Origin of the sequence: Nocardia spongicola, assembly GCF_047200775.1 — a bacterium.
Classification (GTDB): domain Bacteria; phylum Actinomycetota; class Actinomycetes; order Mycobacteriales; family Mycobacteriaceae; genus Nocardia.
Window position 1 is genome coordinate 48,806 of the sequence record NZ_JBJZOO010000001.1, and the last position, 13,132, is coordinate 61,937.

General features: G+C 66.9%; 11 protein-coding genes. 1 reads left to right on the forward strand and 10 read right to left on the reverse strand.

Annotated elements, in window-relative coordinates; all coding sequences use genetic code 11:
* Positions 1-40: 40 nt before the first annotated feature.
* The gene (locus ACL02S_RS00225; RefSeq protein ID WP_412800170.1) at positions 41-2,209 is read right to left on the reverse strand and encodes a copper-translocating P-type ATPase; all 2,169 of its coding nucleotides are present in this window, start codon (positions 2,207-2,209) and stop codon (positions 41-43) included.
* A gap of 328 nt (positions 2,210-2,537) precedes the next feature.
* On the opposite strand from ACL02S_RS00225, the gene ACL02S_RS00230 reads away from it, so the two are divergent.
* On the forward strand, positions 2,538-2,723 hold the full coding sequence (locus tag ACL02S_RS00230; RefSeq protein WP_503129042.1) for a multicopper oxidase domain-containing protein: 186 nt from the start codon (positions 2,538-2,540) through the stop codon (positions 2,721-2,723).
* Here ACL02S_RS00230 and ACL02S_RS00235 read toward each other — a convergent pair.
* From ACL02S_RS00235 to ACL02S_RS00275, 9 genes are all read right to left on the reverse strand, one after another.
* On the reverse strand, positions 2,672-4,102 hold the full coding sequence (locus tag ACL02S_RS00235) for an MFS transporter (protein ID WP_412800172.1): 1,431 nt from the start codon (positions 4,100-4,102) through the stop codon (positions 2,672-2,674). The genes ACL02S_RS00230 and ACL02S_RS00235 overlap by 52 nt on opposite strands.
* Positions 4,102-5,214 (reverse strand): PLP-dependent cysteine synthase family protein, encoded by a 1,113-nt coding sequence (locus tag ACL02S_RS00240; RefSeq protein WP_412801062.1) that lies wholly within the window; start codon positions 5,212-5,214, stop codon positions 4,102-4,104. The genes ACL02S_RS00235 and ACL02S_RS00240 overlap by 1 nt, the downstream gene beginning before the upstream one ends.
* 135 nt (positions 5,215-5,349) lie before the next feature.
* On the reverse strand, positions 5,350-5,814 hold the full coding sequence (gene lpqS, locus ACL02S_RS00245) for a putative copper homeostasis (lipo)protein LpqS (protein WP_412800173.1): 465 nt from the start codon (positions 5,812-5,814) through the stop codon (positions 5,350-5,352).
* Between the two features lie 425 nt (positions 5,815-6,239).
* The gene (locus tag ACL02S_RS00250; protein WP_412800174.1) at positions 6,240-7,118 is read right to left on the reverse strand and encodes an amidohydrolase family protein; all 879 of its coding nucleotides are present in this window, start codon (positions 7,116-7,118) and stop codon (positions 6,240-6,242) included.
* Positions 7,115-8,167, reverse strand: a complete 1,053-nt coding sequence (locus ACL02S_RS00255; RefSeq protein ID WP_412800175.1) for a nucleoside hydrolase — start codon at positions 8,165-8,167, stop codon at positions 7,115-7,117. The genes ACL02S_RS00250 and ACL02S_RS00255 overlap by 4 nt, the downstream gene beginning before the upstream one ends.
* 172 nt (positions 8,168-8,339) lie before the next feature.
* Positions 8,340-9,680 (reverse strand): CoA transferase, encoded by a 1,341-nt coding sequence (locus tag ACL02S_RS00260; RefSeq protein ID WP_412800176.1) that lies wholly within the window; start codon positions 9,678-9,680, stop codon positions 8,340-8,342.
* Between the two features lie 262 nt (positions 9,681-9,942).
* Positions 9,943-10,329: a DUF2784 domain-containing protein gene (locus tag ACL02S_RS00265; RefSeq protein WP_412800177.1), complete on the reverse strand. Its 387-nt coding sequence runs from the start codon at positions 10,327-10,329 to the stop codon at positions 9,943-9,945.
* A gap of 62 nt (positions 10,330-10,391) precedes the next feature.
* Positions 10,392-11,822, reverse strand: coding sequence for an SDR family NAD(P)-dependent oxidoreductase (locus tag ACL02S_RS00270; RefSeq protein ID WP_412800178.1), 1,431 nt, complete (start codon positions 11,820-11,822; stop codon positions 10,392-10,394).
* Between the two features lie 110 nt (positions 11,823-11,932).
* A complete protein-coding gene (locus ACL02S_RS00275) occupies positions 11,933-12,865 on the reverse strand; it encodes an alpha/beta fold hydrolase (RefSeq protein ID WP_412800179.1) in 933 nt (310 codons plus the stop codon).
* Between the last annotated feature and the right edge of the window lie 267 nt (positions 12,866-13,132).

Here is a 13,132-nt window from a genome sequence, read left to right on the forward strand (position 1 = left end):
CCGCGCTGTGTCCTGACAGCGGACCCGATGTAGCCATTCGTCACTGAGTGCGAGGCATTTTCCCCGCATCTCCGGCCGGATCCGCAGGCAGGATTTTGTCGGGGTGCAGGTCGAGTCGCCGCAGGAGCTGGGCGTTGACCGCGACAACGATAGTGGAGGCGGACATGAGCAGGGCGCCGATTTCCATCGGCAGGGTGATGTTCCAGCGGGTGAGGATTCCGGCGGCGAGGGGGACAGCGATGATGTTGTAGCCGGCGGCCCAGGTGAGGTTCTGGACCATCTTCCGATAAGTGGCCTTGGACAGGGCGATGACAGATAGGACGGAGCGGGGATCATCGCTGGCCAGGATGACCCCAGCCGAAGCGATGGCGACGTCGGTACCCGCGCCGATGGCGATGCCGACATCGGCGCGAGCCAGGGCGGGTGCGTCGTTGACCCCGTCACCGACCATGGCGACTTTATGCCCGGCGTCTTGGAGCGATTGGACCTTGACGCCTTTGTCCTGAGGTAGGACGCCGGCGAAGACTTCGTCGATGCCGAGGCGGGCGGCGACGGTGCGGGCGACGGGTTCGGCGTCGCCGGTGATCATGGCGACGTGGATGCCCTGAGCGTGCAGGGCGCGGATGGCTTGGGCGGATTCGGGGCGGATCTCATCGGCGAGAGCGACCGCGCCGACGATCTGCCCGTCGCGCAGTACGTGTAGGACAGTGGAGCCTTGTTCGGCCCAGGTGTGGGTGCCGGGCAGGGGGTCGAGGTGGTGTTCGGCGAGCAGTCCGGGGCCGCCGACCGAGACGGTGGCGCCGTCGATGGTGGCGGTGACGCCGATGCCGTTGCGGGCGGCGAAGCCGGTGGCGGCGGGGATGGTCAGAGCGCGGTCGGTGGCGGCGGTGACGATAGCGCGGCCGAGGGGGTGTTCGCTGTCGGCTTCTACGGCCGCGGCCAGGGCGATCACTTCCTCGTTGCTGATGTCGGTGGTGGCGGTGGCGTCGAGCAGGGCAGGTTCGCCGCGGGTGAGGGTGCCGGTTTTGTCGAACAGGACTGCGTCGATTGTGCGCATGGCTTCCAAGGCGCGGCGATCGGTGATGAGAACGCCGGCTTTGGCGGCGCGCTCGGTGGCGATGGCGATGACCAGGGGGATGGCTAGGCCGAGGGCGTGGGGGCAGGCGATGACGAGCACGGTGATGGTGCGGGTGATCGCGGACTCGGGTTCGCCGAGGATCAGCCAGGCCGTACCGGTGATGACGGCAGTGATCGAGGCGAACCAGAACAGCAGGGCGGCGGCGCGGTCGGCGAGGACTTGGGCACGGGAGGTGGAGTTCTGGGCTTCGGCGACCAAGCGTTGGATGCCGGCCAGGGCGGTGTCGGCGCCGACGGCGGTAATGCGCACCCGCAGGGCGGAGTCAGTGGTGACAGTACCGGCGACAACCATGTCTCCTGGCGCGCGGCGTACGGGTTTGGATTCGCCGGTGATCATGGATTCGTCGACATCGGCGGTGCCGGTCTCGATGGTGCCGTCGGCAGGCACACGGGCGCCGGGCCGGACCACGACCAGGTCTCCGGCCTGCAGCTCACTGGTGGCTACGGTGGTCACCGCGCCGGTGCTATCGAGACGTTCGGCTTCGTCGGGGAGCAGGGCGGCCAGGGATTCCAGGGCATTGGAGGCTTGACCGAGTGAGCGCATCTCGATCCAGTGCCCGAGCAACATGATCACGATCAGCAGTGCCAGTTCCCACCAGAAGTCCAGGTCGTGGGCGAGGATGCCGAGGGTCGTACCCCAGGATGCGGTGAAAGCGACGCTGATCGCGAGTGCGATCAGCAGCATCATCCCCGGTTGACGGGAACGGATCTCGGCCACAGCGCCGGTGAGGAATGGGCGCCCACCCCAGAAGAACATGATTGTGCCGCCGAGTGGGGATACCCATGACAGGGTGTCGGGCACGGTGTAGCCGAGCAGGTCGGCGAACATCGGCGATGCGGCGACGACGGGGATCGCCAGGACGAGCATCACTGAGAACAGGCGCCGGAACACGGCCACGTCGTGCCCAGCATGCCCGGCGTGGTCTGCCTGGTCATCACCGGCGTGTGTCTGGTGGCCCTCATGTCCGTGATGGTCGGGTTCGGGGGTGTCGCCGGAGCTGGGGTGGGAATTGTCGTGGTGACCGGCGTGATAGCGGTTGTGGCTGCCGACGGTGGTGTGGTCGCTGGACATGCCCGGATCGTATACCCCTATGGGGTACATGTAAAGATATGCTCGAACTGGAGAAAGTTTTTGCTGTTGGGATGTGCTATCTGATCCAAGTACGGGGTGGGGGTAGATATGATCCGATCATATTCGGTTCGAGTGACGCAGGACGATCGCGGCGAGATTTCCCGGTTGCGGGCCTCGGCGCCGCCGTGGCGGTGGATTCAGCGGCGGTGTAAGCGGCCATCGCGGCACCAAGGCCCGCGTCTCCAGGTGATTACAGCGCAGAGGTGACTTATCCGTTGTGTCTGATCTATAGTCGTATCCCGGCCCGATCACCCTGGGAGTTCGCCCGATACACCGGGACACCGTGATCGCCACCGCCGGTGGCACCGTCGCCGCGGGCTCCGGTGCGGCCGACCCGGGACAGTGGATGTGGCGCTGCCACAATGCTTATCACGGGCAGTGCGGGATGAGCAGCATGCTGTCCTACCGCAACTGGCCGGTCCGCTTCCACGGCGGGACCGAATCCGAGCGGTAGCGGGCATGGGTAGACAAGCCCGGGACAGGTAGCTCGACGGTGGGCGGATCGTCGTCGTGGCCGTGACCCCAGCCGGACCGTATGGCAGTAGTCACGGGCAGCTCGACGGTCAGTGGGTCACTGGGATCGGCGTGCGCGCTACCTGGGTCGTCGTCAGCGGGAGGGGGGTGGCGGTCGAGCCAGGCCAAGGCGGCGGTGGAGACGGCGCCGATAGCAATGAGACCGGCCCACACCGCCCAGTCGACTCCTGCTCGGCGGGCGGCGCCGAGCAGGGTACCGGTGGCCAGGTTTCCAGCCAGGATTCCGACCCCGACGATGGTGTTGTAGAACCCGTAGTGGGTGGCGACCAGCCGGTCGTGAGCGAGGGTGACTATGGTGTCCATCTCGAACGGGAACACCGCCGCGGTGCCCGCCGCCAGCAGCGCGGCGCAGGCCAGCAGCGCGGCGATCGCTATCGGTGCGCCCAGCGTCTCGGTATCCGGGATCGAGACCAGGGGTACGAACGCGATGGTGAGGATGGCCATGCCGACCACAAGGGCGCGTCCGGAGCCCCAGCGGGCGCGGAACCATGCGGTGATGCGTAGCTGCCCGGCGATCGCGATGACCCCGGAGACCACGAACAGTACCGAGATAAGCACTTGGGCGTGGGCGGTGGTGAGGTTTCCCGCGTGCAGGGGCAAGGCCAGATACACCTGGAAAGACAGGACGTAGGAGCCGATCATCGCAGAGGCGAAGGCCAGGAACCGGCGGTTGCGGACCACGAGACTCCAGTCGGTGAGCACCGAGGCCCTTGGCCCGTCGGTGACCGCGTGCCGGGGTGGTAGCGCGGCCAGCTGAGCGGCGGTGAGCACGGCGAATACCGCGGCGGCCACGGCGGCGGTGACACGGAAATCCAGCGCCATCAACGCCAGCCCGGCCAGGGGCCCGGCCAGGATCCCGGCTTGATAGAAGATGTTGAACAGCGCGAACGCCTCAACTCGACGATGCCCGGTGTCTGCGGCGAGGTAGGCGCGCACCGCGGGGTTGAACAACGCGCCGGCGAACCCGGTGGCTGCTGAAGCGATCAGTAGGGCGGGAAGGTTCGTGGCGAAGGCCAGCAGCGCGAACCCACCGGTGCGCAACAGACACCCGGCCACGATGAGCGGTTTGTAGCCCAGCCGGTCGGCCAAGGTGCCGCCGAGCAGGAACATGCCCTGCTGGGAGAAGTTGCGCACCCCGAGTACCAGCCCGACCGCCCACGCTGCCAGCCCGAGCGGGCCTGCGAGGTAGCCGGCCAGATACGGCATGAGCATGTAGAAACCGAGGTTGATGCCGAACTGGTTGATCATCAGCAGCCGTGCCGGGGTATCGAAGCTGCCGAAACTGCGGATCGGGCCCATCAGGTGTGATCTCCCCTCGTCGTGATGGTGGCCGGGATGCGCGGGTCGTGCACTCGGGTGCTGCGTGTCCAGGACCCGATCACCACCTCGGCGGGATCGTTCACGGTGGCAGGTCCGGCTGGTGGCGTATCGAGCAGCAGGTCATGGGCTCGGCAGTAGGTGTCGTTGTAGACGGTGTCGAAGTAGCGTTGCGGCCCATCGGGGAACACCGCCGCGATCCGGGTCCCGTCTGGGTGAATGCCGGCGGCCCAGCCGGCCACAAGCCCGACCGCGCCCACGCTCCAGCCGCCGCTGGCGTGGTGGGTGGCGGCCAAGGTGCGTGCGGCCCATACCGCTTCGGCGGGGGCGACCCAGTGCACTTCGTCGAAGGCGTTGTAATCGACGTTGGCCGGATAGATCGACGAGCCGAGTCCGCGCATCAGCCGCGGCCCCACCGGCTGGCCGAAGATGGTGGAGGCGACGGTGTCGACCCCGATCAATATCAGGTCGGGGTTGCTGCGGCGCAGCACTCGCGCCACCCCGGCCGAGTGCCCGCCGGTACCGACCGCGCACACCAGCACATCGATCCCGCCCAGCTGCTCCAGTAACTCGATGGCAAGGGGCTCGTAGCCGGCGACGTTGTCGGGGTTGGAGTACTGATCCGGGCACCACGCCCCCGGCTCGGCGTACAGTAGCTCGGCCACACGATCGCGGCGGGCCTGCTGCCAGCCTCCGTCCGGGTGCGGTTGTGTCACGACCTCGACGGTGGCGCCATAGGCGGACAACATCTGGGCCACGATCGGTTCCAGCCCTGGGTCGGTGACCAGGGTGACCGGATGTCCGTGAACCATACCGGCCAGCGCCAACCCCAGGCCGAGGGTGCCCGAGGTCGATTCCACGATCCGCGCCCCTGGGGCGAGTTCGCCCCGTTCGAGGGCGCTCGCGACCATGTGCAGGGCGGGACGGTCCTTCATCCCGCCGGGGTTGAACCCTTCCAGCTTGGCCCAGAACCCGCGCCCGGGAGGGGTCAGCGGCTCACCGATCCACAGTACGGGGGTATTACCGACCAAGGCGTGCGGGCCCCGCACCACAGCCGAACTCGCGGACGTCTGTACGAGTCCGGGCAGCGTCATATTGTTCATTTCGCGAAGGTTGCTTCCTGTATCCGGGCTGTGCCCACCGCACAGGTGAGAGGCCCGAAGGGGACGTGAACGGGCAGCAGACACCGGCCCACAAGCACGAATGAAGGCGGGCCTGGCGCTGACCGATCAGCGTCGGGCGATACAGAAACGGGTCAGGATTTCCCGGCCACCGGCTGCGACGGTAACGAGCACAGGGGGGCCGCGGGTCCAGCGGCCACCTGCCGACAGCAGAGACATCGCGAGAACGGCCGTCGCCGCGAGCGCGGCCGACCAGGTGAGCGTGAGCGGGTCACCGATCCGCGCCGACAGCACCATCTGGGGCACACACTGTGTGGTGTGCGGGGCACACCACATATCGGCAGAGTCGCTGGCATGGGCATGGCTGCTCAGCGCTTCGACCACCGTCATATCGGCATGACCATGAGTATCGGCGTGAGTGTGGATGCTGCTGGAGGTGAGCAGGCCGCAGTGCAGCAGCGGTCCCAGCAGCGCGGCCACGGCCAGCACCGCCACCACCCATCCGGCCTGGCGCCGCGCTGGCCCTGGACGCCACAGCAGTGCGGGTGCGGACGCGGAGCCGACTGCGCTCACCCGTCACCTCCCTTGCTGTGTTCCTGTACCCGGATGCACCACTGAGTCGTCGCCCGGAGTGGTTCGCCCCCACTGTAGTGCCGGTTCGACACCGGTCCCGGTATTATGTGATCCCCGACACCATGGATCAGCGAGTGGGCATCCAGTGCTCAGCCACGGCGCGGGGCGGCGACGAAGGGCGGGTCTTTTGCGCTGTGCAGTCGACCGGAGATCGTGCGTGGCCAGCTGTCCGCGATGGTAGTGGCCGCGATCCGCTGGGCGGGTGGGGTGAATCAGTGCCGGGGAACACCAGCAGCGGGACAGACGGCGGACTCCCCGCGACACCAACCGGCCACCACCGGTGCCGGCGAGGGCGGAGCTCATACGGAGATCTGGTAGCCGATCGCTTCGGCCATCCGATTCGGACCATCGAGGGGTCTCTGTGGCTATTCGATGCCGAAGAGGGTCGCCGCGTTCTGATAGCAGACCTGGCGTAGCCATCGGTCACCGAGTGCGAGGCGTTCGAGTACTTGGATCGAATGGTCGTAGCTGTGCGGCATATTCGGGAAGTCGCTGCCGAAGAGGATGCGATCGGCGAAGCGGTGCAGTCTTTCCCGTTCGTGGCTCGGGAAGGGGGCGTCCGCCTCGGTGAAATCTGTCCACACCATGGTGGTGTCGAACCGGACCTCGGGATAATCCTCTGCCAGGTCGAGGAATTCGGTGTACTCCGGTGTTCCCATATGCGCGATGATCAGTGGCAATCGTGGAAAACGTCGTAGCACAGCGGCTACCGGTTCCGGACCGGTGTGCACCCCGCTCGCGGGACCGGAGCCGCAGTGGATCACAATCGGGATCTGCGCGTCCTCCAGCAGGCCCCATACCGGATCCAGCAGCGGGTCGGCTGGATGGTAACCGCCTACTTGGACATGTGCTTTGCAGACGCGGGCTCCGCGCTCGATGGCTGTCGCGATGTAGTCCGCAGCGGCAGGCTCGGGAAAGAACGTCGCGGTATGCAGGCAATCCGGGGTATGTTCGGCGAAATCGGCGGTCCATTCGTTGAGCCACGCGGCCATATCCGGCTTGTGCGGATATACCAGTGCGGTGAATGCGCGGACGCCGAAGCTGCGCAAGGTTTTCAGCCGGACCTGCTCGTCGTCTCGGTAGGTGACCGGTATGCTGCGCCCGAGCAGCGGACCGGCCGAGTCGAAATACGCCCACACTTTGCGTAATACCTGGTCGGGCATGAAATGCGTGTGCACATCGATGATTCCGGGCAAGCCGAGTCTGGTGCGGAAACCGGATAGGTAGCCGGTATCGTCGGTCACGGTACCTCCTGTGGGACCGGCGGGTGGACCGTGAGGGCGAAATCGCCGACCCGGGTGATCAGCTGGTCGAAGAACAGTTCAGGGTCGGTGCCCACCACGATATCGGCATTGGGTGGTCTGCCCCACATGCCCACCCAGTCGGCGACCGTGGTGGCGCGGGTGAGCGCGCCGGTCAATTCCACATCGACTGTTGCGGGGCGAAGGCGGGCCAGTGCCGGATCCAGTGCCACCGCGGCCGCGAACGGATCGTGCATATGGGCGAGATAGCCCTGGTCATAGCTGTGGTGAAAATCGAAGTAGAACCGGACGGCATCGGTGAGGTGCCGGATGATCGGATTGCTCGCGACCGAGCGATCCGTTGACGGTTGATCCGCCGAGACATGTTCTACCGGAAAGCTCTGCGCGCGCTCGGCGAGACGGACCAGATGCTCGGGATGCATTTCGATGGTCTCGGTGACGTCGAGCGCGCATACGATCGGCCTACGCTGTGCGGGTGCGGCGGCGAATGCGTCGAAGACCTCCTTGGCGGCCTCCGGATCGACGTGCACGTTCCACTCGGTGGTCGGCGTGGTGTTGCCGGGATGGTTGAACGTACCGCCCATGATCACCAAGCGGCGCAACAGGACCGGTAGATCGGGCTCGATCCGCAGGGCGAGAGCGAGGTTGGTCAATGGACCGGTGCAGAGCCCGATGATCTCGCCCGGCTTGGCGCGGGCCAGCTCGGCCCACATCTGCGCGGCCGATCGCGGAGAGAGGCCGCGACCGGAGCGAGGCAGCTCGGCGTATCCGATACCTTGCGGTCCGTGTGTGTCCTCGGTGGTGCGCAGCGGGATCGCGAGCGGTGTGGCGGCGCCGAGCGCGACCTCGATATCCGGTGCGCGGCAGATCTCGAGCCAGGCGAGGTTGTTCGCCGCCACCTGGGCCGCGGGCACATTACCCGCGGTGGCGGCGATCCCCACGATCTCGGCCTCGCGGGAGCTGAGCAGATACAGCAAGGCGAGGGAATCATCGATGCCGGTATCGACGTCCACGATGATCTGCTGCCGCATAGTACGAGACTAGTCAGTCGCAGTACTGTCGCCGCGCCGAGGTATCGATACCGCGCGGACGGTGGAGTAGCTGTATCCGGCTTCTCGATCGGTATCTCAGGACGGACATATCGGGTAGTTCGGAGAGTATCGCCGCTACTGCGCACCGGGCCCGTGGTGTCGGACCGGATGGTCAGCGCGCAAGCGATAACCAGGCAGGCTGCTCCGCGCCGTAGGTGGGTGCGGGCCAGGCGTAGTCCGGATACTCGGCGAGAGCGGGCTTCGCGGTGACGACCTGCCCGTGCCTGTTCGTCTCCGCCGGGCTCGGCGCCGTGGCCCTGGGGTGACGTGGAGTGCGGTCGGGTGCGTCGAGCAGCCAGGACGCGGTGCGCGCCAGCGAGACCCGCACATTCCGGCCGATACCGTCCTCGCTTCGAGCGGCCAAGGCGTCGATCACCCCCGCGGCGAGCAGGTAGCCCGAGGCATGATCGAGTGCCTGCGCGGGCAGCGCACCCGGTGTCACGGGGGTGCCCTCGAGGATCGCGATACCCGAGGCGGCTTGCACGATGCTGTCGAAGCCACGGCGCTCCCCCCATGGCCCCTGCGGGCCCCAGGCGGACACCTGTCCATGGATGAGACCAGGACGGCAATCGGTTCGCACTCCCATACGTGCCAGTGCACCCGGGCGATATCCGGTGATCAGCACATCGGCCGAGGTGAGCAGATCGTCGATCCCGTGGGTACGCAGGTCTATCAGCGTGGAGCGTTTGCCTTGGCAGGTATCGGCATACTGCCAGGGGATTTCGGGTAATTGCGGCGGGTCGACCCGCAATACCTCGGCGCCGAGCAGCGCCAGCGTCCTGGTCGCGACCGGGCCCGCGATCACCCTGGTCAGGTCGAGCACGCGAATTCCGCGCAGTGGCTGCAGTGGCGCCGCACCAGGAGGTAACCCGGGTTCGCCGCGATCGGGGCGTGGCTCGATCGCCACCAAGGGGCCCGAGGCGGCGGCTTGCCCCGCTGGGTCGGCGGCCCATTCCGTCTCGGTCCGGACCCGGACCGCGATGGCATCGTTGGCCGCGGCGAGATCTTCCAGATCGCAGGCGCGGTGCATGGCCATGTGGGCAACGGCGATATCGGTCGGTGTGGAGGCGGGCAAGCCGAGTGCGGCGAGCAGCCGAGTGCGATGGTGTGGATAGTTGGCGTGGGTACGCACCCATCCGTCGAAGGTGGGGAAGAAGCCGGATAAATCGGCGAACTGTGTCGGTGCGCGGTCCGCGATGCGTAACAGCCGGTCACTGGAGAAGGCCGCTGTGATGCGAGAGGGGTCGATACGGTGCGTTATCGCGGCAAGACCGTGTACGGCGCGTATGCGATTCGCCGCCGCAGCCGACGCTGCGACCGAACCGGCGGCCAATTCCCAGACCGGTAGTGTCGCAGCGAGACAGCTTCCTGGATCGGGACCTGAGGCGACGGGCGAGCCGGTGACACCGATACCGGTCTCGTAGTCGTGGACGAGCCGTGCGTGCGTGTTCACTCGCTTCAGCGTAGTTGCTGCGCTGGCGGATTCGCAGTTCGGCAGAGTGCGGTGGCTCACTCTGGGCGATGACGAAGCACCAGAACGGATACCGCTGTCGTGCGCCAGGATCGGCGTGGTTGCCGGCCTTGTGCTCCTCGGCGGCAGCCTCTACCGCACGCTGTGTTTTCCGCCGGGCAGAGGTCGGCCACAGCGTGCCGCATCCGGCCGCTGACGAAGAACTGATCGGTTCACGCCCGCGACCCGCGAAACCGGTCTGCTGTCAGTGCGGTGCGTCCAGCCGGACGGGCGTAGTGACCTGCCGCCGCACTAGTAGGTAGCCGACCCATGACGCCGCCACCACCAGGGCAACCAGCGCTCGGACCAGACCGAGGGCATCCTCTGGGTAGATCACTCCGGTGAGGTAGTGGTCGATGAATCCACTCGACGGCAGCCGTGCCTCGCCCGCGCGCTCCCGCGCCGAGTTCTCCACATACGTCAGCGGGCAGTCGAACCCGAAAACAACCGATCCTGCCCCCCAGCAGACCGCGCCAAGGTGCAGCCAGATCGTGCGGGGCAGTCGCCACGCCAGGAATCCACCGCTCACCACGTAGGCTATGAAGGCGAAATGCGCGATGGCGGTGGCCTCGGCCAGCAGCCGGTACAGCACGCCTCCAGCCTAACTCGTCATCGGGCAGCTGATCCGGGTGCGTTAACCGGGCGTCACCTGCTCTACCAGGGGGAGGGCTGGTAATCCTTGAGGAAACACCCGAACAGATCGGTACCGTTCTCGCCCTGCACAATCGGGTCGTAGACCCGTGCCGCCCCGTCGACCAGGTCCAACGGTGCGTGGAATCCCTCTTCGGCGAGGCGGAGCTTGGTGTAGTGCGGACGTTCGTCGGTGATCCACCCGGTGTCGACGGCGGTCATCAGGATGCCGTCCTGTTCGAACAGCTCGCGGGCGCTGGTGCGGGTCAGCATGTTCAGCGCGGCCTTGGCCATATTGGTGTGCGGATGTCCAGGCCCTTTGTAGGCGCGGGAGAACTGCCCCTCCATGGCGGAGACGTTCACCACGTACTTACGGCGCGCCGCGGCGGCGGCCATGGCCGGGCGCAGGCGGGATACCAGAATGAACGGCGCGACCGAGTTGCACAGTTGCACCTCGAGCAGTTCGGTGGGATCGACTTCGGCCACGGTCTGCACCCAGCTGTTGGTATGGGTGAGGTCGGGCACCAAGCCACCCGCGTCGATGGCTATTCCGCGGGAGATGCGCTCCGGAGTCGCCGATCCCGCGAGCAGTGCCAGTTCGGCGACATCGGTGGCGGACAGTGCGGGAGTGAGCGAGGCGGTCAGCGCGGTGGGGTGTGCCTGCATGGTTTTGCCGAAGCTCACCACATCCGGCAGCGTGCCCGCGGGCAGGGGCCCTGCCTCGGCTTCGACCAGCGCGCTGTAGGCACCCGCGGAGCGGCGCACCGTCTGCGCGGCGTTGTTGATCAGGATGTCCAGCGGGCCCTGCGCAGCGACATCGTCGGCCAAGGCGACCACTTGGGCCGGGTCACGCAAGTCGATGCCGACGATACGCAGCCGGTGCAACCACTGTGCGCTGTCTTCCATGGCGGCGAAACGCCGGACCGCGTCATTGGGGAAGCGGGTGGTGATGGTGGTGTGCGCGCCATCGCGTAACAGCCGCAGCGCAATGTACATCCCGATCTTGGCGCGGCCGCCGGTGAGCAGTGCTCGGCGTCCGGTCAGATCGGTACTGGCATCCCTTTTGGCATGGCTGCTCGCCGCGCAGTCCGGGCACAGTTGGTGGTAGAAGGCGTCGACCCGGGTGTAGCGCTGTTTACAGATGTAGCAGGGACGAGGCCGAAGCAACGTGCCCGCGCTGGCGCCGGTCGAGGCCGAGCTGATCGGGATACCCGCGGTCTCGTCGTCGATCCGGTTCGGTGAACCGGTGGCGGTGGCCGAGACCACCGCCCTGTCGGCGGCCGCCACTGCTTCGCGCGCCGCGGACCTGCGCCGTTGCTTGAGTTGTTTGAACATGGACCCGACAGCTCGCTGTACCGTCACCGAGTCGGGGTGGTCTTTGTCCAGCGTTCCGGCTTGTGCCAGGACCCGTAGACAGGTCGCGAGGTCCTCGGGATCGATCATGCTTTCGGCCATCGCGGCTACGGACATCCTTCAGTGAGCTGGGCAATCGACCGGCCCATTGTCGCAAACCCGCTTGCCGGGTGCCTGTCCGGTTGCCGGTGCTCCCGGCTCGGCTGTCCGGATCAGCTGCTGCGTCGGGTGATCGCCGCCCGGTCGGCGCGTAGATCGTCGACGAAGTTGGCGATCGCCTCGGCGACCAGCAATGGTTCGGTGATCGGCAGCCAGTGATCGGCTGGCACGGCCCGGCGCCACAGCCGGTCGACCCAGCGGGTGGAGGCGTCGTAGACCGCGGCGGGAATGAAAGGATCGGTGGTGTCGACGAGCAACTGCACCGGTACGGCAGTGCGACGCACCCGCGGTCTGCCGAGGTGAGGTAATAGGTTCGCCCGGGCGATGCGTCCGCCGGCGAGCAGGTCGGTACGCCAGGTACGCGCGATACGGGCGGGCACCGGCGCGATACCACCGAGCTGTCGTGCCACGAGGCCGCGTACCCGCGGCGGGTAGAGCCGGTGGGCGACCGGGCCCGGTGTGAGTACCAAGCGTGCTCCGCGCCACCACCAGTCGAGGGTGGTCAGCTCGTGGGGGGAGCGCGGCATGAGCATGCGCAACCACATTCCCAGATGGTCCAGGTTGGGTCCGGAGATGGCGGTGAACGAGGCGATGCGGGTGTTGGCGCGTTCGTCGCATACGGCCTCCCACAGCTGTACCGCGCCCCAGCCGTGCCCGCAGGTGTGCACCGGTTCGCGCGGGCCGGCGGCCGCGATCACCGCGAAGAAATCCTCGGCCAGCCGGTCGAGACGGTACTCGGACGAATCCTCAGGGGCGCTCGAACGACCGTGCCCGCGAACGTCGTAGGTGATCACTCGGAAGCCGTCGGTCAGCAGTGCCGCCACTGTGGCCCATACGTGGTGGGTATCGGTGAGGCCGTGTACCAGCACCAGGGGTTCGGCGGTCGGTTCGCCCCATTCGAAGACGGCGAGCTCGGCGTCTGCTCGGTCGACCGTCCAGACGCGGTCCGGGCGGGGTGCTTCGGTGGTGTCGAGCAGTTCGGTCATGGCCTGCCTCATTCGCTCCTGCTACCGATCCGCTGGCGCGTCGCTGTCGTGGGCGATATCGGTGATTCCGATCCGGACAGTACGAAGAATTGACCGGGAAGAGCAGCGGCAAAACACGGAACGCATAACGCGGAGTATGTCGTATCTCACGCGGTGCGGTACCGGGATCGGTGTCCCGGGAGTCGGCGCGTCTCGACGTGTCTCGGCGATAACGGCTCACCCTGCGGTTTTGTCGACACAGAGTTGTTGACATCTTGCCAATAGTTC